This window comes from Ruegeria sp. SCP11 (genome assembly GCF_040329455.1).
Lineage (GTDB): Bacteria > Pseudomonadota > Alphaproteobacteria > Rhodobacterales > Rhodobacteraceae > Ruegeria > Ruegeria atlantica_E.
On the sequence record NZ_JBDZYG010000005.1, the window covers coordinates 204,510 to 231,063 of the forward strand.

Below are 26,554 nucleotides of genomic sequence, written 5' to 3' on the forward strand. Positions count from 1 at the left end.
GTAACCATGTCAGAACGTGGATTTCAGCCTCGTGCTCTGGGCGAGATAGCCATTCGCTGTGCCGATATGCGCGCGATGGTCGAGTTTTATGAAGACGTGATCGGGTTAGTGCGTCTGACGGGTGATCATAATAGCGCCATCACCTTTTTTCGCATTGCCGAGGGGTTTGGCGGGCACACGCAGGTGTTGGCCCTGTTCCATTACACCGCCGATCCGCGCCCCGGCCTGCATCCGACCGGGGACAACACGCCAGTGACAGGGGCTAAATCATCGCTGCATCACATCGCGCTCTCGTTGCCATTTGATGAGCAAGAGGCCGTGATGCACTGGTACGACAAGATCGGCCAACCCTACCGGGTCGAGCAGTTCGGCTGGATCGGATGGCGCGGCATTTTTACCGAAGACCCCGAGGGAAACACCGTCGAACTGGTTGCTTATAACCCGTCGATGCTGGATCAGGCCTGATAGGGGCGCACGAAGACAGGTTTGTCCTCTTCTGACAGGTCGGGGCGATATTCATAGCCACCGGTATCAAAATCCAGCAAACTTTTAGGGTCAGTCAAGCGGTGCTGAATGACGTAACGCGCCATGGCGCCACGCGCTTTCTTGGCAAAGAAGCTGACGATTTTGGGTGTGCCCGCTTTATCTTCCATGAAAACCGGCGTGATGACCTTCAGTTTCAGCGCCTTGGGGTCGACGGCGCCGAAATATTCCTGACTGGCGCAGTTCACCAGAATATTTGATCCGATTTCTTCGCCCTGCGCGTTCAGTGCCTTGCTCAGTTGATCGCGCCAGTATTCGTACAGGTTCTTACCGCGGCGGGTTTTCAGCTTGCTGCCCATCTCCAGCCGGTAGGCCTGAATGGCGTCCAAGGGGCGCAGCACGCCATAGAGACCGGACAAAATACGCAGATGATCCTGCGCCCAAGACATTTCCTCGGCATCCAGCGAGGATGCTTCAAGACCTTGATAAGTGTCGCCTGCAAAAGCCAGTGCGGCGGGGCGGATCAGATCGGCCTCAGGTGCATCGGAAAAAGCACGATAACGGTCGCGGTTTAGGCGGGCCAGATCATCGCTGAGGTCCATCAGCTTTTTCAGATCGCCCAGAGTCAGATTGCGGGCGGTTTTCGACAGGCGGATCGCGTCATCCTGAAAATCGGGTTGCGTGACCTCAATATCCCGTTCTGCCCAGTCCAGCCGCTTGGCCGGGGAAATGACTACCAGCATATCCGCCCTCGTTTCTTACCTGTCGTTGGGTATCTAGCCCGCCTGACGCAACACGTCCAGAAAGGCGGCACCAAACCTTTCGTGACGGCGATCACCCAGTAGTTTCTCCATCGCGCGCGGGTCGTCGCTGCGAAGCTGAGCGACCTTGGCCAGTTGCGAGGCGGAGCAGGTCAGTGGCTTGTCGATCCCGTCTGGTCCCCGCGAAAGTTGCGTCTGAATTTCCAACAATTGGTCATAGATTTCGCCCTGATTACGCCCTGCCAGTTTGCGCCGAGCGGGGTGGACCTCTTCGGCGGCTCCGGCCAGCACCTCGAGGAAAGTGTCACCGTAGCGTTCCAGCTTCTTGGCGCCGATGCCGCTGATCCGGGCCATGTCGTCCAGCGTCATGGGGCGTTTCTCGGCCATTTCGATCAGGGTTCGGTCGGGGAAGATGACATAGGCGGGGACACGTGCGGATTCCGCCAGCGCCCGGCGTTTGGCCTTGAGCGCGCTGAGCAGCGGTGCGTCTTCTTCGGACACCATCATTTTGACGGCGGGGCGGCGGGTGGCCTTACGGATCGTGTCCTTGCGCAGGTTGATTTGCGCCTCGCCCTTCAGGATCGGTTTGGCGGCTTCGGTCATCCGCAGCGCGCCGTGGCGTTCCGGGTCCGGTCGAACTAGATCGTGGCCCATCATCTGCCGGAAAATTGCCTGCCATTGCGACCGCGACCAGTCCTTTCCGATGCTCCACGTGGATAGATTGTCATGCCGCCGCGCGCGGATCTTGTCGGTTTCATTGCCCAGCAGGATGTCGATCAGATGGCCCGCACCGAACCATTCCTCGGTCCTCAGGATCGCGGACAGGGCCATGCGGACGGGTGTGGTACCGTCGAAGACTTCGGGCGGGGCATCGCACAGATCGCATTTGCCGCAAGGTTCTGCTTGTTCGCCAAAGTACCCCAGCAAAGTTTGACGGCGGCAGACCAACGCTTCGGCCAGACCCAACAGGGAATTTAGCCGGGCGTGGTCAGCCATACGCCGTTCGGGCGGGGCTAGCCCCTCGTCGATCTGCGAGCGGCGCAGTCGAATGTCGTCGGGGCCGAACAGAGTCAAGGTCTCAGCCGGTCCGCCATCGCGCCCGGCGCGGCCGATTTCCTGATAATAGGCCTCAATGGATTTCGGCAGGTCCGCATGGGCAACCCAGCGGATATCCGGTTTGTCGATGCCCATGCCAAAGGCGACGGTGGCGACCACGATCAGCCCGTCCTCGCGGGCAAAGCGGGTCTCAACAATGCGGCGGTCTTCGGCGTCCATCCCGCCGTGATAGTGGCAGGCGGTATGGCCCTCGGCGCGCAGAGCCTGGGCCAGGACTTCGGTCTTGTTACGGGTGCCGCAATAGACGATGCCGGATTGCCCCTTTCGGACGGCGGCGAAATCGAGGACCTGTTTGCGCGGCCCGTCCTTGGCGGCAAAGGCCAGATGGATGTTGGGCCGGTCAAACCCGCGCAGGAATTTGCGCGGCGGGGTGCCATCGAACAGCTTCTGAACGATCTCGTCCTGCGTTTCCGCGTCCGCCGTGGCGGTGAAGGCGGCGAGAGGGACGTCTAAAGCGCGCCGCAACTCTCCGATCCGCAGATAGTCGGGGCGGAAATCGTGGCCCCACTGGCTGACGCAGTGGGCTTCGTCCACGGCGATCAGGCTAACATTGATCCGCCGCAGCATTCCTAGCGCCGATCCGGCGGCCAGGCGTTCGGGTGCCATGTAAAGTAGTTTGAGCCGCCCGGCCTCCAGCGCCTCCCACACCGCGTCGGTTTCTTCTTGGGTGTTGCCTGAGGTCAGCGCACCGGCCTCAACGCCCGCCTCCTGCAATCCGCGCACCTGATCTCGCATCAGGGCGATCAGCGGGGAAATTACCACCGTCACCCCATTGCGTAACAGGGCAGGTAGCTGATAACACAGGGATTTACCACCGCCCGTAGGCATGATCGCCAGCACGTTTTCACCTGCGGTCACGGCATCGACGATCTCTTCCTGCCCGGGGCGGAAGTCGTCGAATCCAAAGACATCTCGCAGCAAAGGCGCGGCGTCGAACATGTGCGGGGTTGCCCTGTTTTAAGGTTTATCTGCTCTTAAGACAGGACAATCACATACTAAGATTCGGTGAACAAGAGGTCAGACGAAATAGACCATATTGTTGATCAGGATGATCCGCAGCGCATAGACGCCGACCAGTACCACCAGAGGCGTCAGGTCCAGCCCGCCCATCGCAGGCAAAAAGCGCCGGATCGGGCCATAGATAGGCTCTAAAATCCGGTTCAAACCGTACCAGATCTGCGCGACCAGCTGTTGATGCAGGTTGAGCACCTGAAAGTTGATCAGCCAACTCATGATCACATGGGCCAGAATGATGAACCAGACAATGTCCAGGATCAGCAGCAGAATTTGGATCAGCGACAGCATGGGGCCTCCGGTAAATACGTGAGACGAGAGGTAAGCGCCCCCGCGACAAAGAGCAAGCCCGCGCCAACACAACGCTTGCGAAACAGGTCAAAGCCCCGTCTTATAAAAGCAACAATAAACAGGGGCGGTTATGGCAGAGATTTCCAAGCGCAGGCGCATTTGGGGCTGGTGGTTTTTCGACTGGGCCAGTCAGCCTTATCACACCCTTCTGGTCACTTTTGTCTTTGGTCCCTATTTCGCCGGGGTCGCGGCTGGATATTTCTCGGGCACCGGGCTGGACGCCGAGGCCGCAGCGGCACGGGCGCAAACGATCTGGGCCAATTGCCTGACGATCACTGGGCTGATCATTGCGTTTGGGGCGCCACTCTTGGGTGCAATGGCGGATGTATCCGGCCGCCGCATTCCGTGGATTTTTGCCTTTTCGGTGATGTACGCGGTGGGGTCCGCCGCGTTGTGGTACACGTTGCCGGACGGCTCGAACATGTGGATGATGTTATCGGCCTTTGGGCTGGGCTTCGTAGGCGCGGAATATGCGCTGATCTTCATCAACTCGCAGTTGCCGGATCTGGGGGACGACAATGAGGTCGGTGAGATCTCGGGCTCGGGCTTTGCCTTTGGCTATTTCGGCGGGTTGATCTCATTGGCGATCATGTTGGCGCTGTTTGTCGAACAGCCCAATGGCAAAACGCTGATCGGAATAGACCCGATATTCGGGTTGGATGCTGCCCAGCAAGAGGGCACGCGCTTCGTCGGCCCCTTTACCGCCGGGTGGTTCATTCTGTTCATGGTGCCGTATTTCCTGTGGGTGCGGGATGATCCCGACAGTAACAAAACGGGCAGTCTGGGCGAGGCGCTGCGTCTGCTGGGTAAGTTAGTCTCGGACCTGCGACATCGCGGCAGTCTGGCCTGCTATCTGGGTTCATCCATGTTCTATCGCGATGCGCTGAACGGGCTGTACAGCTTTGGCGGCGTCTATGCGCGGCTGGTGTTGGAATGGGACCTGATCAAGATTGGCGTGTTCGGAATCGTCAGCGTTCTGGCCTCGGCCATTTTTGCGTGGATCGGCGGCAAGCTGGACAAGAAATACGGCCCTAAACCGGTCATTCTAGTGACGATCTGGGTGCTGATCTTCGTCTGTGTCACCGTGGTGTCGATGGACCGGACGCAAGTCTATGGTATCTCGCTGCCCGAAGGGTCGGGTCTTCCGGATCTCGTGTTCTTTGGCTGCGGTGTCCTGATCGGCGGCATGGGGGGCATCCTGCAATCGGCCAGCCGTTCGCTGATGGTGCGCCATACGGACCCCAAGACCCCGGTCGAGAGCTTTGGTCTTTATGGTCTGTCTGGGCGCGCGACTGCCTTTGCCGCGCCGATGCTGATCGGAATTGCTACAACCGTGACCGGCAGTGCGCGTCTGGGGGTGTCACCGATCATTCTGTTGTTTATTCTGGGTCTGTTCCTAATACGCTGGGTTAAACCGGAAGGGGATCAGAGCAGATGATTTTACTACGTTTTTTAGCAATATTGGCCACGATCACATGGGCAGGATCGGCGGGGGCCGCTCCCCTGGCCAAGCAATTGTTCGGGGCGCAAAAGCAAAGTTCACAGCAGAAACCGGCCGCTTTCGGCAGTTATTCGCGCGGATGCGCCGCCGGGTCTGTGCAACTGCCCGAGACGGGGCCGACATGGCAGGCGATGCGCCTGTCACGCAACCGCAACTGGGGGCACCCGCAAGCAATCGACTATGTGCAGGACCTCAGCAAGTTTGCGGCCAAGCAGCCGGGGTGGAATGGTCTCTATATCGGGGATATCAGCCAGCCACGGGGCGGACCGATGACCTCGGGCCACCGATCACATCAAATGGGATTGGACATCGACATCTGGATGCTGCCCGGAGACAACATGCGGCTGTCGCGAAAGGCGCGCGAGAATATCTCGTCTATTTCCCTGCGCCGCTCTAACGGAGCCTTCGTGAACAGCAACTGGACCAAGCAGCATCACGCCGTGTTGCGCGAGGCGGCCAAAGACAAACGCGTGGCGCGGATTTTCGTCTTTCCGGGTGCCAAAGTTCAGATGTGCAAGGATGAGAAAGGGAACCGCGCCTATCTGCGCAAAGTCCGCCCCTGGTGGGGGCATCACTACCATTTCCACGTGCGTTTAAAATGCCCCAGAGGCTCGCGCGGCTGCGTCGACCAAGATCCGCCCCCCAAGGGTGATGGCTGCGCACAAGCGCAGGAATGGGTAAACAATATCCTCAACCCGCCTCCACCTGATCCAAACGCACCACCACCCAAGAAACGCCGGGAGTATGTTCTGGCTGATTTGCCTCAGCAATGCGCCTCAGTTTTGCAATCCAACTAAGCTCGGCCTTGCTACTGGCCGCGTCGGCCTGGGCGGTCGAGGTCAAAACGGCCACGCACCTGAGTAGCTATACGTGGCGGCACAGTGCTGACTGGTTTGGCGGGTTTTCGGCCCTGCAGGTTTCGGATAATGGCCGTCAAATAGTTGTGCTGAGCGACAGTGCGGTTCTGGCTCGTGCGGTGATCGAACGGGATGGGGACGAAATCACCGGGGTTCGGTTCACCGGCGACTGGCCTGTTCTGTCCAGCAAAGGTCGGCCTATGTCGGGCAAAGCGGGGGATTCCGAAGGTATCGCGGTGGCACCGGATGGTAGTTACTATATCTCATTCGAAGCTTTGCATCGTGTCGCATGGTACGCGGCCTCTGATGCCAAAGCAGTTGTTTTGCCGCGCCCGGAGGCTTTTGAAAATCTAAGCGACAACGGGTCATTGGAAGCGCTGGCAATCGACGACAAGGGCTGGTTGTATACCCTGCCCGAGAAAAGCCGGACCAAACTGGGCAAGATTCCCGTCTATCGCTGGGACGGACAGGCTTGGTCGACACCATTCGTACTACCGCAGCGGGGTAATTTTCTTCCGGTGTCTGCCGATTTCGGACCTGATGGTCGATTTTATGTGTTGGAACGCAGCCTGTCCCTGATTGGTTTTCGTACACGGCTCCGTAGGTGGCAGATCACAGAAGACGGGGCAGAGGCCGAGGAAACCCTCTTTGAATCAGGCACCGGAACCCATGACAATCTCGAAGGACTGTCCGTCTGGCGCGACGATCAGGGCAGGCTACGGGCCACGATGGTCTCGGATGATAACTTTATGATCCTGCAACGCACCGAGCTGGTGGAATATCTATTGCCCGATTGACACAAGGCTATCGAAGGTCTAAACGCACGGCTTGCCTTGGGATGAGCCCGGGGCCAAGTCGCCGCTACCTTGTCAAAACGGGCATCTGAAAATGCAACGCGCTTATATTCCCGGCATTCTTGCCATGGCCGCCATTGTTGTGGCCTCAAACATTCTGGTTCAGTTCCTGATCCTTGACGGGCTGCTGACCTGGGGTGCTTTTACCTATCCGCTGGCCTTCCTGGTCACAGACATCATGAACCGCGTCTATGGCGTGGCAACGGCCCGCAAGGTTGTGTTTGCCGGATTTATCACCGGCATCATCTGCTCTTTGATCGGCAGCCAGATCATGCTGCAGGGCGATGGCTTCACCTATGCCGCCGTACCACTACGGATCGCGGTCGCGTCGGGTACTGCTTTCCTGATCGCGCAATTGACGGACGTCACCGTGTTCAATGCGATGCGCGGTGGCCGCTGGTGGCGCGCACCTCTGGTTTCGACTCTGGTTGGCTCGGCTCTGGACACCGCGCTGTTCTTCACTATCGCGTTTTCGGCTTCGATCACCGTTTTTGGTGCCAATGCTGATGCTGCGATCAACTGGGCATGGGAGCCTGTTCCGTTCATGCTTTCAGGCCCGATGGCCCCGCTGTGGGTCACGCTGGCATTTGCGGACTGGCTGGTGAAACTGTCACTGGCTTTGATCGCGCTGATCCCGTTCAAGGTGATCGTTGCGCGCCTGACTGCGCAGCCCGCGTAAAAAAACGCTTTGAGAATAGCACAACTTGTGTCACCATCCTTGTTAACCGCAACAGATAGAAAAGGAGGTGATCCAGTGTCGAGAAAGAGATTGGAGAGAGGTGTCGGAACAACCGGGGGGATCGCCTGTTAAGGCAGCCCTTGGCGGAGCGAGCGCTCCGGCTGGTCGATTGATCTAACCGACCCGACCTCCTGAACTTTCGAAGGGCCGTCCCACCGGGGCGGCCCTTTTTGTTTCTGCGCGTGCTTAGTAAGGTCCGGCTCATGTTGCGCATCAATGACGATATCACCCTGCAAGACTGGGAAATGACCGAGAGCTTTATCCGTTCGTCCGGCCCCGGCGGGCAGAACGTCAACAAGGTCTCAACCGCCGTTGAACTGCGGTTCGAGGCTGCGCGCTCGCCTTCTTTGCCCGATCCGGTCAAGGCGCGGCTGAAACGGCTCGCCGGGCGGCGTTGGACCAAGGATGGCGCGATCATCATCCAGTGCGATGAGACACGATCGCAGGCCCGCAACCGAGAGATAGCGCGCACCCGTCTGGCCGAACTGATCACCCGAGCGCTGGTCAAACCCAAACGGCGCATTGCCACCAAACCTACCTATGGTTCGGTTAAACGGCGGCTGGCGGCGAAAAAGGCTCGCTCGGACGTGAAGGCGCTGCGCGGCAAGATCTCGGAAGATTGATCTGGAAACTTCGCGGGGCCTTGCTACTTTGGTCTTATAGGGGAGAGTAAGATCATGAGGTTAGAGGGGAAAACCGCCATCGTGACCGGCAGCGCCTCCGGTTTCGGCGCCGGGATTGCGCAGAAGTTCCTGTCCGAAGGGGCGCGTGTCATGATTGCCGATATCAACGGTGAGGCGGCGGAAGTGCAGGCCAAGCAACTCGGTCCCAACACGCTGGCTCAATTGGTTGATGTTGCAGACGCCTCTTCGGTGCAAGCGATGGCGAATGTCGCGTTTGAGCGGTTCGGCCATCTGGACATTCTGGTCAACAATGCGGGTGTGACGCACCTGCCCACACCACTGGATGAGGTAACCGAAGAGGATTTCGACCGGGTCTTCAATGTGAACATGAAATCCGTCTACCTGACGGCAAAGGCGTTTGTCCCCGCCATGAAAGCGCGTGGAGCAGGCGCAATCCTGAATGTTGCCTCCACCGCTGGGCTCTCACCCCGGCCGAACCTGAACTGGTACAACGCCTCCAAGGGCTGGATGATCACGGCAACCAAAACCATGGCTGTCGAACTGGCCCCGTCGGGCGTACGGGTAAACGCGATCTGCCCGGTGGCTGGGGAAACGCCCCTGCTGAAATCTTTCATGGGGGAAGACACGCCCGAGATGCGCGCCAAGTTTCTCTCAACCATTCCGTTGGGTCGTTTCTCAACCCCCGATGACATGGCCAACGCGGCCCTGTTCCTGTGTTCGGACGAGGCCAGCATGATCACCGGCACAGCATTGGAGGTCGACGGTGGCCGTTGCATCTGATCCACTCTTCAAACGGCTGAGAATTTCTTCGCCGGAAGCAGCGCAAGTGTGCGCTTCCCGGCCACAACACCAAAGATCGCAATGACCCCCGGACCCAGAAACCTGATAACCGATGTCCCCGGCCTGCGGGTCGGAAACGCGCAGGATGACATATTGAAGTCCGGCACAACCGTGCTGACCGCGGAACAGGCGTTCACCACGTCAGTCCACGTGATGGGCGGTGCACCAGGAACGCGGGAAACCGATCTTTTGGCTCCGGACAAATCTGTCTCGCGTGTGGACGCGATCGCTCTGTCCGGTGGCTCGGCCTTTGGGTTGGATGCCTGCTCCGGTGTGTCGGACGCATTGCGCGCGCGGGGGAAGGGGTATGCCGTCGGGAACGCAATTGTGCCCATCGTGCCCGGAGCGATCCTGTTTGACCTGCTGAATGGCGGTGACAAGGCGTGGTCCGAAAACCCTTATCGAGCCCTGGGGCGCACCGCGTATGAAAAAGCCGCCGAAGATTTTGAACTCGGTACGGCCGGTGCGGGGACCGGAGCCTTGGCAGCGCGGCACAAGGGTGGGCTGGGCTCAGCTTCGCTGGTGTTGGAAAACGGCATAACTGTCGGCGCGCTGGTGGCAGCTAACCCGTTGGGAAGCGTCACCACTCCGGGCGACCGCCATTTTTGGGCCGCGCCTTTTGAATTTAACGCAGAATTCGGCGGATTAGGGCCTGATCCGAGCATTAGCCTCGGCCAACCCGCGCCCAGCCTTAAGGCGCAGGCGATGCGACCTGCCGAACCGGACAAGGGCAATACCACCATCGCCATCGTGGCCACCGATGCGGACCTGTCCAAACCGCAATGTCAGCGATTGGCCGTGGCTGCACATGACGGTATCGCGCGGGCGATTCTGCCTGCTCACACGCCTGGAGACGGAGATCTGGTCTTTGGCGTCAGCACGGGCGAACGCGCTGTCAACGCCGAAGCGGAACTGGGGCTCATTGGTCACGCGGCTTCGATCTGTCTGGCAAGGGCTATTGCGCGGGCGATTTATTTGGCCTCTCCGGCTGCAGGCGATCTTCTGCCCTGTTGGTCCGCGCACATGACTTAAGTTAAGGACGACCTATATGCCGCAGTGGCACAGTGCCCGCGCGCGGCAATCTGCGCGTTGACTCTTTTTTGCGCCGACGGTCCATTCGGCGCAGCCAATTCGTATCGGAGCAAAAGCTATGAATCGCATCCTCGCTACCGCCATCGTCGGCCTGCTGGCCCTTCCAGTTTATGCTGAAGGTGACGCTGAAGCCGGTAAAAAGGCCTTTAACAAGTGCAAGTCCTGCCACCTGATCGCTGATCCTGCTGGCGAAGTGATTGTCAAAGGCGGCAAGACTGGTCCGAACCTCTACGGAATCGCAGGTCGTACCGCGGGTACTGTTGAAGGGTTCAAATACGGCGACAGCATCGTTGCTGCCGGCGAAAATGGTCTGGTTTGGGACGAAACAACCTTCGTTGAATATGCTCAGGACCCCAAGGCGTTTCTGAAATCCTACCTGGATGACACCGCCGCCAAGTCAAAGATGACCTTTAAACTGAAAAAAGGTGCCGAAGACGTTTACGCCTATATCGTAAGCGTGTCGGGCGAATAACAACGTCCGAAGCAGATTAGTTTTGCAGTTACAAAAGGCCGCAGCCCCTGCGGCCTTTCGTGCGATTGATAACTGGATCAATCAGCGCCACCTTGGGTTTGCGCGGTTCATCATGCGTTGCGCGCATGGTTTCGCAGAGCCAAGCCGATCCGGCCGCAGCCAATTTCGAAAAACCGGCCTATCACGCAGATCGGCAGCAGGAGACAAGACATGGGAATTCTGATCCCAGCCTGGGTTGATGGCGAATTAACCCCCGTGGACAAGCTTGAGGCGCATGAAAAGGGCCTGCGGCACAAGGCTGTGTCGGTCTTTGTTGTGCGCGGCACCGAGATTTTGATGCAAAGGCGGGCCTTGGGCAAATACCATACGCCGGGCCTGTGGGCGAATACCTGCTGCACCCATCCCGATTGGGGTGAGACGCCTTCAGAATGCGCCGTGCGTCGTTTGCGCGAAGAACTGGGGATCACTGGGCTTTATCCCGAATACCGTCACCGGCTGGAGTATCACGCCGATGTCGGCAACAACATGATCGAGCATGAGGTGGTTGATATCTTCCTCGCGCATGTCCGCGGTCCGCTCAAAATCGAGCCTAATCCGGACGAAGTCATGGATATCCGCTGGATCGATTACCATGATCTTCTGGCGGAGGTGAAACGCCATCCACAGCGGTTCACTCCCTGGCTGAAGATATATTTGCACAACCACGCGGACACGATTTTCGGCCCTGATTTGATAATCTCGGCGGCGACCTGAGTTCTACCGCTTGCAAGGTCTGCCCAAGCCGCCTAAATCAACGCGTCATGGCCAAGCAAAAGCAGAAGACAGACCCGAACTACAAAGTGATCGCCGAAAACCGGCGTGCCCGCTTCGATTACGCGATCGAAGAGGATATTGAGTGCGGCATCGTGCTGGAAGGGTCCGAGGTCAAATCCCTGCGCGCGGGCGGGTCGAACATCGCCGAGAGCTATGCCTCGGTCGATGATGGAGAGTTGTGGCTGGTCAACAGCTATATCGCGCCGTACGAGCAGGCGAAGGTGTTCAAACACGAAGAACGCCGCCGCCGCAAGCTGCTGGTGTCGCGCAAAGAGTTGTCGAACCTGTGGAATGCGACCCAGCGCAAAGGCATGACGCTGGTGCCGCTGGTGCTGTATTTCAACCACAAGGGGCGGGCCAAGATCAAACTCGGCATCGCCAAGGGTAAGAAGCTGCACGATAAGCGTGAAACTCAGGCCAAGCGAGACTGGTCACGTCAGAAACAGCGGCTGATGAAGGATCACAGCTGATCCTTCACCCGATTCAGAACGCCATGGCAGCGGACACGGCGCGTTTCCAGCGGTCATAGGCGGCGTCTCGGTCCTCGGCAGACAATTCCGGTTTGAACCGGTGATCCAGCGCCCAGGTTTCCGAAAATCCCTGTTGATCCGGGTAAACACCAGCCCGCATCCCGGCCAGCCAGGCCGCGCCCAAAGCGGTGGTCTCCTGCATCACGGGACGGTCCACCTCGGCTCCCAGATAGTCTGAAAGACCTTGCATCGCCCAGTCCGAGGCACTGGCCCCTCCGTCCACACGTAGCGTTACTTCGGTATCTGCACCCCAGTCGCCCTGCATTGCGTGCCACAGGTCGCGTGTCTGGTAGGCGATGCTCTCCAGCGTGGCCTTGGCGAATTCTGCACGACCCGAATTGCGGGTCAGGCCGAACACTGCGCCGCGGCAGTCGGGCTTCCAGTAAGGCGCGCCGAGGCCGGTAAAGGCAGGTACCAGAACCACATGTTGGTTCGGGTCGGCTTGTTTTGCCAGCTCTCCGCTTTCGGGGGCTGAATCGATGATCTGCAGCGCGTCGCGAAGCCATTGCACGGCGGCGCCAGCCACAAAGATCGACCCCTCCAGCGCATAGGTCCGCTTGCCGTCCAGCTGATAGGCGATGGTTGTCAGCAGGCGGTTCTTCGACTCAACCGGTTTGTCGCCGGTGTTCAGAAGCGCGAAACAGCCGGTGCCATAGGTCGATTTCATCATGCCCGGCTGGAAACAAGCCTGCCCAATCGTGGCGGCTTGCTGATCCCCAGCTACGCCCAAAATCGGGATATTTCCTCTAAATAGAGTCGTATATCCAAAATCCGAGGCGCAATCGTGCACCTCGGGCAGCATGTTCATCGGCACGTCCAGCAGGTCGCAAATCTCGGTGCTCCACTCACCCTTATGGATGTCAAACAGCAGAGTGCGCGCGGCGTTGGTGGCGTCGGTGGCGTGGCTGCGCCCTTCGGTCAGGCGCCAAATGAGAAAGCAGTCGATGGTGCCGAACATCAACTCCCCGGCCTCGGCTTTTTCGCGCGCACCCGGCACGGAATCCAGCAGCCATTTGACCTTGGTGCCCGAGAAATACGGGTCCAGCAGCAGCCCGGTCTGGGCGGTCACGTCATCCTCGCACCCAGCCTGCTTGTACCGCGTGCAGATCTCGGCAGTGCGGCGGTCCTGCCAGACGATCGCGTTGTGGATCGGCTTGCCGGTGGCACGGTCCCAGATCACGGTGGTTTCGCGCTGGTTGGTGATGCCGATGCCCGCGATTTGGTCGGGGGTGACGCCGGTGGTTTGCATCACTTCACGACAGACGTTCAGAACGCTGTCCCAGATTTCCTCGGCATCGTGCTCGACCCAGCCTTCCAGTGGGAAATGCTGGGTGAATTCATGCTGCGCAGTGCCTGCGCGCTGCATCTCTGCGTCGAATAAAATGGCCCGCGATGATGTAGTGCCCTGATCAATGGCGAGAATATAGGTCATTCCCCGCGCCCCTCCCGTTTAGTTTTGCGGGACTTTAGCGCAAACAGTGACGTTCGGGCCAGAGGCTCAGACAGGAATATTATCGATCAGCCGAACCCCATCCGCCCAGGTCGCCGCAAACAACCGTGCTGGACGCGTGGCGTGGGTCAGAGGCTCGAGCGTTTCGGCGCAGCGCAGGTGAACATATTCAACCTGCGTAAATCCTGCGGCCAGCAGATCGGACTCGGCCTTGGCAGCCAATGTGTCAAACGCCGCCCCGGCTTTCAGCGACTGGGCCAGGCCTTGCATAATCCGATGCTTGTTGGCGGCAATCGCCAGCCCTTCGGGTGAGAGCAACAGGTTGCGTGAGGACATCGCCAACCCCGAGGGTTCGCGTATCGTTGGGCAGCCGATCACTTCGATCGGAATATCCAAATCACGCGCCATCCGGCGGACGATCATCAATTGCTGATAGTCTTTTTCCCCAAAATAGGCTCGATCCGCCTGCGTTTGCAGGAACAGCTTGGCAACCACCGTGGAAACGCCATCAAAGTGACCGGGCCGGAATTCTCCCTCCATCACATTGGTCAGGCCGGCGACGGAAACGGTGGTGGCAAAGCCTTGCGGGTAAATCTCTTCGGGGTCAGGCACATAGATCGCGTCAACGTCATAGGGGGCCAGTTTTTGCGCGTCTTCATTCTCGGTGCGAGGGTATTTGGCCAGATCTTCGGGGTTGTTGAACTGTTTGGGGTTCACAAAAATCGTCACGATTACCTGGTCTGTCCCGGCCTTGGCGGCCTCGACCAGAGACAGGTGCCCCTGATGCAGCGCGCCCATTGTGGGGACAACACCAATCGTCTCGCCTTTGCGGTGCCATTCGGAGGTCAGGGCGCGCAGGTCTGACAGGCGGCGCAGGATGGGGGCGGTCATGTCTTGGATCCTTTGACCGGAGCCTGATCGGAAAATACGTGTTCGTCCGCCGGGAAGGCGCGGGCGCGTACTTCTGCGGCGTATTCGGCGATGGCGGCTTCGGCCTGTGGGCCAAGCTCGGCATAGCGTTTGACGAATTTCGGTTTAAAGGCAGTGAAGAAACCAACCATGTCGTCGACCACCAGAATTTGTCCGTCGCAGCCAGCCGACGCGCCGATGCCGATGGTCGGGATCGAGACCTCGGCCGTGATCTGGTCGGCCAAACCCTGAGGCACCTTCTCGAGCACAACAGAGAACGCGCCAGCCTCGGCCACCGCACGCGCATCGGCCAGCACAGCCTCGGCCTGTTCATCCCGGCCTTGGACCTTGTAGCCGCCCAGTGTGTTGATCGACTGCGGCGTCAGGCCGATATGGGCCATCACTGGGATGCCGCGCTTGACCAGAAAGCGGATGGTTTCGGCCATCTCGACCCCGCCTTCCAGCTTGACCGCACCGGCGTTGGTGTCGGCTATCAGGCGGGCCGCGTTGCGGAAAGCGTCGGCCGGGGAATGCTCATAGCTGCCAAAGGGCATGTCGATAACCATCATCGCCTTGTCCAGACCGCGCGAAACGGCCTGACCGTGCATCACCATCATCTCCATAGTCACGCCCAGCGTCGATTCTAGCCCGTGCAGCACCATTCCGACGCTGTCCCCCACCAGAACAAAGTCGCAATGTGCATCCATCAGCCGCGCCATTGGCGTGGTGTAGGCGGTCAGACTGACCAGAGGTTCACTCCCTTTGCGGGCGCGGATGTCCTCGGCATTCGGGGCTTTTTTTCGGGCGGTGGCGCTCATGGTCGCTCCTCCGGTGTTCATATTGCAGCGCGGCATAGCAGATTGCACAAGCTTATAGAAACCCCGGTTGCGCGAACATTTCCTTGAATGACCCAAGGTTTACAGAGACAGTACTCTTAGAAATGCCCAGAAAACAGCGGGTTCAGTTATTTCAACGGGGAGTTATTTTCATGACAAAGCAGACCTTTCGGACATTTGTCTCGGGATTGGCCCTCGGCGCCAGCCTGTTCGCGACGCAGGTTTTTGCAAAATCCGATATCACAATTGCGATGCAGTTGGAGCCGCCACATCTGGACCCCACAAGTGCCGCGGCACAGGCAATTGATTCCGTGGTCTATACCAATATCTTCGAAGGTCTGACCCGGTTCATGGGCGACGGCTCGGTCGTGCCCGGTCTTGCCGAAAGCTGGGAGATTTCCGAAGACGGCACCGTTTACACCTTCAAGCTGCATGATGGCGTGACTTTCCATGATGGCACCACGATGGATGCCGAAGACGTCAAATTCAGCCTCGACCGGGCCATGGCCGAAGACAGCGCGAATGCGCAAAAGGCGCTGTTTGCAGGGATTGAAAGTGTTGAGGTTGTGGACCCTCTGACTGTCCAAGTCACTTTGTCTGAACCCGACGGCAATTTCCTGTTCAACATGGCCTGGGGCGATGCGGTGATTGTCTCGCCGGAAAGCATCGAAGATATCAAAACCAACCCTGTCGGCACCGGGGCGTTCACCTTTGGCAATTGGGTGCAGGGCGACAGCATTACACTGAACCGCAACCCTGACTATTGGGGTGACCAGCCTGCGTTAGAAACGGCAACGTTCAAATTTATCTCGGACCCGACTGCCGCCTTTGCCGCGATGATGGCCGAAGATGTGGATGTGTTCGACAACTTCCCTGCGCCTGAAAACCTGCCTCAGTTCGAGGCCGATCCACGCTTTCAGGTGCTGGTTGGCACCACCGAAGGGGAAACAATCCTGTCGACCAACAACAAGCAGCCGCCTTTTGACGATATTCGCGTGCGACAGGCGCTGGCTCATGCGATCGACCGTCAGGCGATCATCGACGGCGCAATGTTCGGCTATGGTACCCCTATCGGCACTCATTTCGCGCCACATAACCCGGCCTATGTCGATCTGATCGGCAATTCGGCCTATGATCCGAAGAAGGCTGCCAAACTTCTGGCCGATGCTGGCTATGAGAAGGGGTTGGAAACCACACTGCACCTGCCGCCGCCGTCTTATGCTCGGCGCGGGGGTGAGATTGTAGCCGCACAACTGGCTGAGGTTGGCATCAAAGCCGAGATCATCAACGTGGAATGGGCGCAGTGGTTGGAGTCGGTGTTCAAAGGCAAAGATTACGGCCTAACCATCGTAAGCCACACCGAACCGATGGATATCGGCATTTATGCGCGCCCCGATTACTATTTCCAATATGACAGTCTGGATGCCCAGACGCTGATGGATACTTTGAAGGGATCCACCGACCCCGAGGAACGTAAGAAACTGCTAGGTGAAATGCAGCGCCTTATCTCGAATGATTTCGTCAACGGGTATCTGTTCCAGCTGGCCAAGCTGGGCGTTGCCAAGGTCGGTGTGCAGGGGCTGTGGAAGAATGCGCCAACCGCTGCCATTGACCTGACCCAGATTAGTTGGTCCGATTGATTCATCTTCGGGGTTGCCAACTGTGGCCCCGGTACTCCGTAGTTCTGAGCGAGCCTAAACATGACCTTGGTCCGCGCCATTTGCTTCGTTGCTTTAACCCTGTGCCTGATCACCTTCGGCGGTGGGCAGGCCGCGGCACAAAGTGGTTTGGAAGGCGGGTTGGGCAGGTTGGTCGGCACGCCCGAAAACCCGCTGAACGTGGGGATCGGTATTCACATTGATCAGGTCACCAGCGTCGATCAGAAGGCAGAGAACTATGGTGCGGTCGTTGTCCTGCGGGCCGAATGGACCGACCCGGCGCTGGCTTTTGATCGTGATGAGGTCGGACGGGAATTTCAGGTCTTCAACCCTTCGGTGTTGGCCGACCACGCGCGAGCGCTCAACGCAGTCATACCTGCCTTTGTCATCCACAACCAACAATCCAACAAATGGATTCACGAATCCGCCGCCTCGCTGAGCTATGACGGCGATGTGGTTTATGTCGAGAAATCCTCGCTGACCTTGCAGGCACCACATTTCGATTTCCGCAAATACCCGTTCGATACACAGGAGTTCTTTTTCGAAGTCGTCTCGGTCTTTCCTTCCGAATACGTGACTTATTATCCGCTGGAGGAGTTTTCTGGCCTCGGTGACTTGCTAGGCGAGGAAGAATGGATACTGGACAACGCACGGGTTGAGCATTCCAAGGTTATTGGCCTGTCTGGTCGGGAAAGCGATCAGATCGCTCTGGCGTTTGAGGGCCACCGGCACCTGACCTATTACGTGATCCGGGTGTTCCTGCCGATGCTGGTTCTGATCACCGTCGGTTGGGCACTGTTCTTCCTCGACGAATACCGCCGTCGGATCGAAATCGCCGGGGGCAATCTTCTGGTCTTCGTGGCCTTTAACTGGGCCATCTCGGCCGACTTGCCAAAACTGGGCTATCTGACCTTTTTGGATTTCATCCTGCAATGCATGTTCCTGATGACCGGGGCGCTGATCGTGTTCAACGTTGCCCTGCGCAAACTGAAGGTTTCCGGGCGCGAGGGCGGGGCCAGAAAACTAGACAATTATGCGATCAAATGGATCTATCCGCTGGGCTATGGGGCCATCGTCGCCTATGCGATTTTTGCCTATCTGCTGACGCCTTAGACGCTGGACCCGCGCGATATGTGACCCTAACGTAGCCCCAATGCTCCGCTATGCCCTCAAACGTCTGATGTCTTTGCTGATCAGCCTCGCGGTTGCTTCGGTTGTCATTTTCGCAGTGATCGAGGTGGCACCGGGCGATCCGGCCTCTTTCATGCTGGGAGTGAATGCGCAGGATGATACACTGGCCGCGCTACGGGCCGAGCTTGGCCTGGATGTGTCCAAGGTACAGCGGTATTTCAACTGGGTTGGCGGCATGCTGGCGGGGGATTTCGGCACCTCTTATACGTATCGCACGCCAGTGTCGCAAATGATTGCAGATCGGTTGTGGGTGTCCCTGCCGCTGGCGCTCTATGCGCTGACACTGTCAACTCTGATCGCTTTTCCCGCCGGGATTTATGCCGCTGCCCGACGGGGCAAACCCGGAGATCTGACGGTGATGGGGGCGACACAGCTGGGTATTGCGGTGCCAAATTTCTGGTTCGCCATGATGCTGGTGCTGATCTTCGCAATCAACCTGCGCTGGTTCAATGCGGGCGGGTTTGCGGGGTGGGAAAAAGGGCTCTGGGCCGGTGTGCATTCGCTGACCCTTCCTGCAATTGCCCTGGCCCTGCCGCAGGCGGCGATTCTGGCGCGGGTCATGCGGTCCTCATTGCTGGATGTTCTGGGTGAGGATTTCATGCGTACTGCCCGAGCCAAGGGTCTGTCCCGCCGTCAGGCGCTCTGGCGGCACGGCGTACGCAATGCCCTGATCCCGGTGCTGACCATCATCGGCCTCCAGTTTTCTTTCCTATTGGCCGGATCGATCATCATCGAGCAGGTGTTCTACCTGCCCGGTCTCGGGAGATTGGTGTTTCAGGCGATCTCGGCCCGTGATCTGATCGTGGTAGAATCCGTGGTGATGCTGCTGGTCTTTGCCGTCATCACCGTGAATTTCTTGGTCGATCTGGCCTATGCCGCCGTTGACCCGCGCCTGAGGAGCCGGACATGAGCCGTAACCTGATCTTTGGCGCGGCTCTGTCCTCGTTGGTGTTGCTGGCTGCACTCATCTCGTTTGTCTGGACGCCCTATGACTATGCGGCGTTGGATATCCCTAACAAGTTGCAGCCGCCCAACGGAAAACACTGGTTCGGCACCGATCATTTTGGGCGCGACATGTTCTCGATGATCATGGTTGGTGCGCGGACGTCGATTGCAGTCGCGCTGGTGGCCGTGGGAATTGGCATGGCGCTCGGCGTGCCTCTGGGCCTGACGGCGGCCGCGCGCAAGGGGTCTTGGCTGGACGAGGTGATCATGCGCGGTAATGATCTGGTCTTTGCCTTTCCTTCGCTGGTCATTGCCATTCTGATCACTGCTGTTTTCGGTGCCGGGGCTATCAACGCGATCATCGCTATCGGTATCTTCAACATTCCGGTCTTTGCCCGCATCACCCGCGGGGCGGCGCTGCCTTTGTGGGAGAGGGAGTTTATCCTCGCTGCACGTGTATCGGGTAAGGGCGCGGCGCGGATATCGGCGGAGCATATCCTGCCCAACGTGGCGAACCTGCTCATCGTGCAGGGGACCATCCAGTTCAGTCTTGGTATTCTGGCAGAGGCAGGGCTGTCTTATGTCGGTCTGGGCGCGCAACCGCCCACGCCAAGCTGGGGCAGAATGCTGGCCGACGCACAGACAATGGTCAGTTTTGCCCCGCATTTGGCTCTGATTCCGGGATTAGCGATCATAGTGACGGTGCTGGGTTTGAATCTGTTGGGGGACGGGTTGCGAGACTGGCTGGACCCTAGAATACGGGTGGCGCGCGCATGAGTCTGCTGCAGATTGAGAACCTGTCTCTGACGATCCACGGTGCGGACATCCTGAAACGGGTCAGCTTGTCCATTGCTTCGGGGCAAATCGTGGCTGTGACTGGCGAGAGCGGTTCGGGCAAGTCGATGACCGCGCTGGCCGTGATGCAACTGCTGCCGAACGGGGCCGAGGCAGCGGGAGCGATCCAGTTAGAGGGCAAGGACCTGTTGAACGTCCCGGAAGCTGAGATGTGCGCTCTGCGTGGTGCATCCATCGGAATGGTGTTTCAGGAGCCGATGACGGCTCTCAACCCGGTTAAAACCATTGGCGATCAGGTGATGGAGACGATCCTGATCCATAAGGCCATGACCCGCGCGCTGGCCCGGGAACGCGCGCAAGAGGTGTTGACCCGTGTAGGCCTGCCCCCCGATCGCTTTCCTCTGTCACGCTATCCGCATGAGCTGTCCGGCGGTCAGCGGCAACGCGTAGTGATCGCCATGGCCATCGCTCTGCGCCCCAAACTATTAATCGCAGATGAGCCGACCACCGCGCTGGACGTTACCACTCAGGCTCAAATTCTCGATCTTCTTAAAGGGCTTGTGACCGAATATGGTATGGGTCTGCTGATGATCACCCATGATCTGGCGGTGGTGGCCGATATTGCAGACCGGATCGTGGTGATGCGCTACGGAGAAGTGGTCGAAAGCGGCGCGACCGTCGATCTGATGGGCAATATGCAGCATCCCTATACGCGCATGTTGTTTGCGGCGTCTGGCCATCAGGTGACATTACCTGCATCTCCTGCACCAGGCCCATTGCTTGAGGTCCGGCACGTTGTCCGTGACTATCGCTTGCCTCGAAAGCGCCTGTTCGACACGCCGGGCCATCACCGCGCAGTGAATGATGTCACCTTTACCCTCAACCGAGGTGAACGCCTGGGACTGGTCGGTGAATCTGGGTGCGGAAAATCGACCCTAACGCGGTCTATTCTTGGCATTGATGATGTGCAGGCTGGAGAAATCAGGTTGGACGGTGAACCTGTATTCTCGGGCCACAAACCCAACCCCGCAGTGCGTCGAAAGATGCAGGTTGTGTTTCAAGACCCCTACGGCAGTTTCAACCCCCGTCACCGTGTCTCTCGCCTGATCACCGAGCCGTTCCACCTGCTGGAGAAGCCGCCCACAGGGTCCGAGCGACAAGACCGCATCGCCGAAATGCTGACCGCAGTGGGACTCAGCCCTGATGATGCAGGCAAGTACATCCATGAATTCTCGGGGGGGCAGCGGCAACGCATTGCCATAGCGCGCGCCTTGTTGATCCGGCCGGATCTGATCCTGTTCGACGAGGCTGTCTCGGCTCTCGACGTTTCGGTCCGGGCGCAAATCCTGGATTTGCTGGCCGAGCTTTGTGCCACCTATGACCTGACCTATCTGTTTATCAGCCACGACCTGAGCGTCGTGCGAACGATCACGGACCGGGTGATGGTGATGCAAGCTGGCAGGATTGTGGAGCAGGGCGAGACCGAGCAAGTCTTTTCCGATCCGCGACACCCGTATACCCGAACCTTGATCGAAGCTGCGTCAATCCTGCCGGACATCAGTGTTACTGTAGAAAATACCTTTATTTAGAGCCGAAATGGAGGCCCAAATGTCCAATCCTCTCTGGTTCAATCCCAGCCTGTGTCTGATTGGCAGTGCGTGGGTCAGCCCCGCGTCGCAGGCAACCCTTCCGATGATCAACCCGTCGGACGGTTCGGAAATTTGCCGTATCGCGCGCGGGGATGCAGCAGATATCAACGCGGCGGTCCAGACCGCGCAAACGGCGCTGGATGGCGAGTGGGGCCATAAAACAGCTTTGGAACGGGGCCGTATCCTCACGCGCTTGGGGCAGTTGGTGTTGGAACGCGTGGATGATTTAGCCGCGTTGGAGGCGATGGATGTGGGCAAGCCTCTGACACAGGCGCGAGCGGATGCGGTGGCGCTGGCGCGGTATTGCGAGTTCTACGGCGGTGCGGCGGACAAGGTGATGGGCGAGACCATTCCCTATCTGGACGGCTACACCGTCTACACCCTGCGCGAGCCGCATGGGGTCACGGGCCATATCGTGCCGTGGAATTACCCGATGCAGATCATCGGCCGCTCGGTCGGGGCGGCGCTGGCGATGGGCAATGCCTGCGTGTTGAAACCGGCGGAGGAGGCTTGTCTGACCGCATTGGCCTTTGCTCATCTGGCACAGCAGGCCGGTCTGCCTGCCGGGGCGTTAAACGTGGTTCCTGGTCTGGGGACCGAGGCCGGGGCAGCACTGTCGGCGCATCCGGGTGTGCATCACGTCTCTTTCACCGGGTCGGTTGCCACAGGCGCGCTGGTGCAGCAGGCAGCGGGGCGCAATGTGGTGCCTGTGACGCTGGAGCTGGGCGGCAAATCCCCGCAACTGGTATTCGACGATGCTAATCTGGACGCCGCGCTGCCGTTTCTGGTGAATGCGGGCATTCAGAATGCGGGTCAGACCTGTTCGGCCTCGTCCCGTATTCTGGTGCAGCGCGGGGTCTACGAGCAGGTGAAAGCCCGAATGGCTGTGGCCTATGCCGACCTGACTGTCGGCCCGGCGAAAGAGGATTTGAGAGTCGGTCCGCTGATTTCAGCCCGACAGAAAGAGATTGTAGAGGGGTTTCTGGCCAAGGGTGCTAATCTCACCGTCGCCGGGCAGGGGCGTATCGTCGAACACGCCCCCAAGAACGGCGCATATGTGCAGCCAACCTTGTTTGCCGATGTTCCGCCGGATCATGTTCTGGCGCAGGATGAAATCTTTGGCCCGGTGCAGGTGCTGATCCCGTTCGGCACCGAGGATGAAGCCATCCAGATCGCAAATGCCACCGACTATGGTCTGGTTGCCAGCGTATGGACTCGCGACGGGGCGCGACAGATGCGATTGGCGAAACGGTTAAGGTCCGGTCAGGTGTTCATCAACAACTACGGCGCAGGTGGGGGGGTAGAGCTGCCTTTTGGAGGTGTTGGCAAATCGGGTCACGGGCGGGAAAAGGGGTTTGAGGCGCTTTATGGCTTTTCACAGCTGAAAACCGTGGCTGTGTACCATGGTTAGGGCCTAAACGATCACCTCAATCGACTCTTGCGTACCGACGCCGAATACACGTTTGTAACGGGTGATCTCATCCTCTGGACCCATCGCCTTTTCCGGATTGTCCGACAGTTTCACGGTCGGGAGGCCATTGGCGGACACCGCTTTGCAAACCAGCGAAAACGGCGCCAGCGCGTCGTCGGGCACCAGCCCGCGAAAATCATTGGTCAACAAGGTGCCCCAACCAAACGAGACTTTGGTCCGGTGTGCGAACTGGCTGTGCAATTCTCGGATTTTGTCCACGTCCAGCCCGTCAGAGAAGATCACCCGCTTTTGCGTCGGGTCCTCACCACGGGCCTTCCACCAGTTGATGGCGATCTCGGCCCCTGCTGCCGGATCACCACTGTCGACCCGAATACCGGTCCAGCCTGCCAGCCAATCGGGCGCACGGTCCAGAAACCCCTGGGTGCCGTAGGTGTCGGGCAGAATGATGCGCAGATTGCCGTCATGCTCCTCGTGCCAGTCGCTGAGAACGTCATAAGGGGCTCGCGCCAACGCCTCATCTGAATCGGCCAGTGCGGAATAGACCATGGGCAACTCATGCGCATTTGTTCCGATCGCCTCAACCTCGCGCCGCATGGCGATCAAACAGTTGGAAGTGCCGGTAAATGAAGGCCCCAACCCTTCGATCATCGCCTGAACGCACCAGTCTTGCCAGAGGAAGGAATGTCGCCGCCTCGTCCCAAAATCAGCGATGCCGAGCCCGTCAATCTTGCGCAGCTCTTCGATCTTCTCCCAAACGCGGGTCATGGCGCGGGCGTAGAGCACCTGCAGTTCGAACCGACGCATGTCGTTCAGAACCGCGCGGGATCGTAGCTCCATCAATACGGCCAAAGCCGGGATTTCCCATAACATAACCTCGGGCCAACTGCCCTCGAACGTCAGCTCATACTGATCGCCTTTGCGCTCCAAGTGATAAGGTGGCAGGCGCAGATTCTCGAACCATTCCATGAAATCCGAGCGGAACATCTGCCGTTTGCCGTAAAAAGTGTTGCCTCGCAGCCAGGTGCTTTCCCCCCGGCTGAGGCCGAGCGAACGAATGTGGTCCAACTGTTCGCGCAACTCGCCTTCATCGATTAATTTGGCCAATGGAATGTGATTCGACCGGTTAATCAGCGAAAAAACAACGTCCGTTTGGGGCTTATTTCGAAACACTGACTGGCACATCAGCAGTTTGTAGAAGTCTGTGTCGATTAAAGACCGCACAATTGGATCAATCTTCCATTTATGATTGTACACGCGCGTCGCAATATCGACCATGGGGAACTCCTGCGATTTCCGTTGTTAGATCAATAGGTGCGTTGATTGGCAAGAGTCGCTAGATTGAGGACAATGACAAGGTCACGTCACAAAGCGAGCATATTGTGAGTTCTTTTCACCGGTTAGTGGAAAGATAGGTTGGAAGGACAAGGTTTAGTTAGTGAATGGGTCTCGAGTACGACTTTGATATTGTAGAGATCGCTCCGGACGAAGTGGATCCTGAGCATGGCATGTCTGCCGTGACAGGCCATAAAGCCGTGCGTGCGTCCTTCCGCAATGCTCGTACTGTTCAGGCCCTGCACAGTGCGTCTCCGAAGATTCGTCGCATATTCGTTGAATCAGGTTTTAGCCTCGAGCCAAAAGGTGGTGATCTGCCACATGGGCTTTATCTGCCCGAAGATGCAGAGGATCGCGAACGTATCCTGAAGCGCTTGTTCGCCAATATCCGAAATATGGGTGTCCAAGGTGAATACTGCGGAGATTTCGATTTCTGGCAATTTCTCGATGACGTGAAAACAGCCCGGCCGCAGGCCAAAGTAGCCCGCGACGTCCCGAACCAAACGCCACAGCCAAAGCCAAAGCAATCTGCAGTGTCCAAACCTAAAAGACGCTCGCTTCAATGGCGTATCGGGGTTGCGCTGGGTCTGGCCGTTATTGTGATTGCTATCCTGAGATACCTGGCAGCAATGGGGGCCACCCCCTAGGCCAATGTGACCCCAGCGTCTCGCATTGCGTCTTCGGCGGCAGCTAAGGATCCGTCCAGATCTATCGCTCGGCAGGCCTCGGTTCGGACAGTTACGTCAAACCCCAAGCGGGCCGCGTCGATTGCAGAGTAGTGGACACAAAAATCTGTGGCCAATCCGACCAGTGTTAAATGTGTGATCCCGCGGGTTTTCAGGTATCCTTCCAAACCCGTGGGTGTGGTCTGATCATTCTCAAAAAAAGCCGAATAACTGTCGATGCCTTTGCGAAATCCCTTGCGAATGACAAGATCTGCATGGGTGTTCAGGTCAGGGTGGAAATCGGCACCTTCAGTTCCCTGCACACAATGCTCTGGCCAAAGAACCTGCGGGCCGTAGTGCATTTCTGTCAATTCGAACGGATTTTTCCCGGTATGCGAACTGGCGAATGAGGAATGGCTCGCGGGATGCCAGTCCTGCGTCAATATCACAGTGTCGAAATCGTCCATCATGGCATTGATCACGGGTACGACCTCATCACCCCCTGGCACGGCCAATGCGCCACCGGGGCAGAAATCGTTCTGGACGTCGATTACAAGCAGGGCGTGGGTCATCGCGGTCACTCCTCGGGTTGCCCTATCGGTACGGGGCGGGGGCGCGGTCGTCAATCTTGCAGGGGTCTCAGTCCGATCCCTTGCGACTCTGTGCCAGCAGGTTTAGACCGCGCGCATGTATACAATCGCTGCTCTGTATCACTTCACCCGTTTCCCGGATCACGTGACCCTGCGTGAGCCTCTGCTGGAACTTTGCCGTTTGCATTCGGTCAAAGGCACGCTGCTGCTGGCGCAAGAGGGGATCAATGGCACCATCGCAGGCCCGCGCGCGGGGATCGACGCGGTGCTGGCGCATATTCGTGCGTTGCCGGGATGTGGTGACCTGGAATGGAAAGAGGCGACAGCCGACCATCCTCCATTTGGTAAGATGAAGGTCCGCCTGAAGAAAGAGATCGTTACCATGGGGCAGCCGGATGTCGATCCGCGCGCTCGGGTTGGGAACTATGTCGAGCCCGAGGATTGGAACGACCTGATTCGCTCGGACGACGTAGTGGTGATCGACACCCGCAACGACTATGAGGTGGCGATCGGGACGTTTGAGGGCGCAATAGACCCTGAAACAGCCAGTTTCCGCGATTTCCCGGCGTGGTGGGAAGAGAACAAAGAACGCTTCCACAACAAACGTGTCGCCATGTTCTGCACTGGTGGCATTCGTTGTGAGAAATCCACGAACTTCCTGCTGGGGCAGGGCGTTGAGGATGTGTATCACCTGAAAGGCGGCATCCTGCGCTATCTTGAGGAAATGCCTGCCGAAGACAGCACCTGGCAGGGGGAGTGTTTCGTGTTCGACAACCGTGTGTCCGTTGGGCACGGGTTGGTCGAAGGGCCGCACAACTTGTGCCACGGTTGTCGTCGCCCGATCCTGCCCGAGGATATGAAGCGCCCCGAATACGAACACGGCGTGTCCTGCCATCAATGCGTCAACGAGACCTCCGAGGCTGACAAGATGCGGTTCCGCGAGCGGCAAAAACAGATCGGTCTGGCGCGCCAGCGTGGCCAAGAGCATCTGGGCACCGACTAACTCTCTGATAAATAAGGTTGCGGGCACGGGCC

Annotated in this window: 27 protein-coding genes; 19 read left to right on the forward strand and 8 right to left on the reverse strand. The window is 58.4% G+C overall.

What is annotated here, in order from left to right; translation table 11 throughout:
* The first annotated feature begins 6 nt into the window (after positions 1-6).
* Entirely contained in the window at positions 7-465 is a 459-nt protein-coding gene (locus ABLN94_RS09860; RefSeq protein ID WP_352991965.1) for a VOC family protein, read from the forward strand.
* Here the strand turns inward: ABLN94_RS09860 and yaaA are convergent.
* The 3 genes from yaaA to ABLN94_RS09875 form a co-directional block, all read right to left on the reverse strand.
* Positions 456-1,226 (reverse strand): peroxide stress protein YaaA, encoded by a 771-nt coding sequence (yaaA, locus tag ABLN94_RS09865; protein WP_352991967.1) that lies wholly within the window; start codon positions 1,224-1,226, stop codon positions 456-458. The two genes, ABLN94_RS09860 and yaaA, sit on opposite strands and share 10 nt — an antisense overlap.
* Positions 1,227-1,259: 33 nt before the next feature.
* Positions 1,260-3,299, reverse strand: a complete 2,040-nt coding sequence (gene recQ / locus ABLN94_RS09870) for a DNA helicase RecQ (RefSeq protein ID WP_352991969.1) — start codon at positions 3,297-3,299, stop codon at positions 1,260-1,262.
* 78 nt (positions 3,300-3,377) lie between these two features.
* Positions 3,378-3,665, reverse strand: coding sequence for a YggT family protein (locus ABLN94_RS09875; protein ID WP_170329719.1), 288 nt, complete (start codon positions 3,663-3,665; stop codon positions 3,378-3,380).
* A 130-nt stretch (positions 3,666-3,795) separates the two neighbouring features.
* On the opposite strand from ABLN94_RS09875, the gene ABLN94_RS09880 reads away from it, so the two are divergent.
* The 10 genes from ABLN94_RS09880 to smpB all read left to right on the forward strand — a co-directional run bounded on the left by ABLN94_RS09880 (position 3,796) and on the right by smpB (position 12,007).
* Positions 3,796-5,163: an MFS transporter gene (locus ABLN94_RS09880; RefSeq protein ID WP_352991971.1), complete on the forward strand. Its 1,368-nt coding sequence runs from the start codon at positions 3,796-3,798 to the stop codon at positions 5,161-5,163.
* Entirely contained in the window at positions 5,160-6,023 is an 864-nt protein-coding gene (gene mepA, locus ABLN94_RS09885; RefSeq protein WP_352991973.1) for a penicillin-insensitive murein endopeptidase, read from the forward strand. Before ABLN94_RS09880 ends, mepA begins: the two co-directional genes overlap by 4 nt.
* On the forward strand, positions 5,996-6,880 hold the full coding sequence (locus tag ABLN94_RS09890) for an esterase-like activity of phytase family protein (protein ID WP_352991975.1): 885 nt from the start codon (positions 5,996-5,998) through the stop codon (positions 6,878-6,880). The genes mepA and ABLN94_RS09890 overlap by 28 nt, the downstream gene beginning before the upstream one ends.
* Before the next feature lie 91 nt (positions 6,881-6,971).
* The gene (locus ABLN94_RS09895; protein WP_352991977.1) at positions 6,972-7,616 is read left to right on the forward strand and encodes a queuosine precursor transporter; all 645 of its coding nucleotides are present in this window, start codon (positions 6,972-6,974) and stop codon (positions 7,614-7,616) included.
* Between the two features lie 263 nt (positions 7,617-7,879).
* Entirely contained in the window at positions 7,880-8,299 is a 420-nt protein-coding gene (arfB, locus tag ABLN94_RS09900) for an alternative ribosome rescue aminoacyl-tRNA hydrolase ArfB (protein WP_352991979.1), read from the forward strand.
* Between the two features lie 54 nt (positions 8,300-8,353).
* Positions 8,354-9,100 carry an SDR family oxidoreductase gene (locus tag ABLN94_RS09905; protein ID WP_352991980.1) on the forward strand — a complete coding sequence of 249 codons (747 nt, stop codon included), beginning with the start codon at positions 8,354-8,356 and terminating at the stop codon, positions 9,098-9,100.
* Positions 9,101-9,181: 81 nt separating this feature from the next.
* Positions 9,182-10,192, forward strand: a complete 1,011-nt coding sequence (locus ABLN94_RS09910; protein ID WP_352991982.1) for a P1 family peptidase — start codon at positions 9,182-9,184, stop codon at positions 10,190-10,192.
* Positions 10,193-10,310: 118 nt separating this feature from the next.
* Positions 10,311-10,724, forward strand: a complete 414-nt coding sequence (locus ABLN94_RS09915) for a c-type cytochrome (RefSeq protein ID WP_170488201.1) — start codon at positions 10,311-10,313, stop codon at positions 10,722-10,724.
* 210 nt (positions 10,725-10,934) lie between these two features.
* The gene (gene idi, locus ABLN94_RS09920; protein ID WP_352991984.1) at positions 10,935-11,477 is read left to right on the forward strand and encodes an isopentenyl-diphosphate Delta-isomerase; all 543 of its coding nucleotides are present in this window, start codon (positions 10,935-10,937) and stop codon (positions 11,475-11,477) included.
* Positions 11,478-11,524: 47 nt separating this feature from the next.
* Entirely contained in the window at positions 11,525-12,007 is a 483-nt protein-coding gene (smpB, locus tag ABLN94_RS09925) for an SsrA-binding protein SmpB (RefSeq protein ID WP_352991986.1), read from the forward strand.
* 13 nt (positions 12,008-12,020) lie between these two features.
* Here the strand turns inward: smpB and glpK are convergent, their stop codons facing one another.
* From glpK to panB, 3 genes are all read right to left on the reverse strand, one after another.
* A complete protein-coding gene (gene glpK / locus ABLN94_RS09930) occupies positions 12,021-13,499 on the reverse strand; it encodes a glycerol kinase GlpK (protein ID WP_352991988.1) in 1,479 nt (492 codons plus the stop codon).
* Positions 13,500-13,565: 66 nt separating this feature from the next.
* Positions 13,566-14,408, reverse strand: coding sequence for a pantoate--beta-alanine ligase (panC, locus tag ABLN94_RS09935; RefSeq protein WP_352991989.1), 843 nt, complete (start codon positions 14,406-14,408; stop codon positions 13,566-13,568).
* A complete protein-coding gene (gene panB / locus ABLN94_RS09940; RefSeq protein WP_352991991.1) occupies positions 14,405-15,244 on the reverse strand; it encodes a 3-methyl-2-oxobutanoate hydroxymethyltransferase in 840 nt (279 codons plus the stop codon). The genes panC and panB overlap by 4 nt, the downstream gene beginning before the upstream one ends.
* 170 nt (positions 15,245-15,414) lie before the next feature.
* Here panB and ABLN94_RS09945 point away from each other — a divergent pair, with 170 nt between their 5' ends.
* Genes ABLN94_RS09945 through ABLN94_RS09970 form a run of 6 tightly spaced genes read left to right on the forward strand, consistent with a single transcriptional unit; the run spans position 15,415 to position 22,911 of the window.
* Positions 15,415-16,902: an ABC transporter substrate-binding protein gene (locus ABLN94_RS09945; RefSeq protein WP_352991993.1), complete on the forward strand. Its 1,488-nt coding sequence runs from the start codon at positions 15,415-15,417 to the stop codon at positions 16,900-16,902.
* Positions 16,903-16,962: 60 nt separating this feature from the next.
* Positions 16,963-18,033, forward strand: coding sequence for a hypothetical protein (locus ABLN94_RS09950; RefSeq protein WP_352991994.1), 1,071 nt, complete (start codon positions 16,963-16,965; stop codon positions 18,031-18,033).
* Positions 18,034-18,073: 40 nt separating this feature from the next.
* Positions 18,074-19,021, forward strand: coding sequence for an ABC transporter permease (locus ABLN94_RS09955; RefSeq protein ID WP_352991996.1), 948 nt, complete (start codon positions 18,074-18,076; stop codon positions 19,019-19,021).
* Positions 19,018-19,833, forward strand: a complete 816-nt coding sequence (locus tag ABLN94_RS09960; protein WP_352991998.1) for an ABC transporter permease — start codon at positions 19,018-19,020, stop codon at positions 19,831-19,833. The genes ABLN94_RS09955 and ABLN94_RS09960 overlap by 4 nt, the downstream gene beginning before the upstream one ends.
* A complete protein-coding gene (locus ABLN94_RS09965) occupies positions 19,830-21,440 on the forward strand; it encodes an ABC transporter ATP-binding protein (protein WP_352991999.1) in 1,611 nt (536 codons plus the stop codon). Before ABLN94_RS09960 ends, ABLN94_RS09965 begins: the two co-directional genes overlap by 4 nt.
* A gap of 19 nt (positions 21,441-21,459) precedes the next feature.
* Entirely contained in the window at positions 21,460-22,911 is a 1,452-nt protein-coding gene (locus ABLN94_RS09970) for an aldehyde dehydrogenase family protein (RefSeq protein WP_352992001.1), read from the forward strand.
* A 3-nt stretch (positions 22,912-22,914) separates the two neighbouring features.
* On the opposite strand, the gene pncB is transcribed toward ABLN94_RS09970, so the two are convergent.
* Positions 22,915-24,207 carry a nicotinate phosphoribosyltransferase gene (gene pncB, locus ABLN94_RS09975; RefSeq protein WP_352992002.1) on the reverse strand — a complete coding sequence of 431 codons (1,293 nt, stop codon included), beginning with the start codon at positions 24,205-24,207 and terminating at the stop codon, positions 22,915-22,917.
* A gap of 164 nt (positions 24,208-24,371) precedes the next feature.
* Here pncB and ABLN94_RS09980 point away from each other — a divergent pair, with 164 nt between their 5' ends.
* Entirely contained in the window at positions 24,372-24,911 is a 540-nt protein-coding gene (locus ABLN94_RS09980) for a hypothetical protein (RefSeq protein WP_352992004.1), read from the forward strand.
* On the opposite strand, the gene pncA is transcribed toward ABLN94_RS09980, so the two are convergent.
* Complete coding sequence (gene pncA, locus ABLN94_RS09985) at positions 24,908-25,501, reverse strand: bifunctional nicotinamidase/pyrazinamidase (protein ID WP_170488226.1); 594 nt, start codon at positions 25,499-25,501, stop codon at positions 24,908-24,910. The two genes, ABLN94_RS09980 and pncA, sit on opposite strands and share 4 nt — an antisense overlap.
* A gap of 115 nt (positions 25,502-25,616) precedes the next feature.
* On the opposite strand from pncA, the gene ABLN94_RS09990 reads away from it, so the two are divergent.
* Positions 25,617-26,522: a rhodanese-related sulfurtransferase gene (locus ABLN94_RS09990; RefSeq protein WP_352992006.1), complete on the forward strand. Its 906-nt coding sequence runs from the start codon at positions 25,617-25,619 to the stop codon at positions 26,520-26,522.
* Positions 26,523-26,554: the final 32 nt, after the last annotated feature.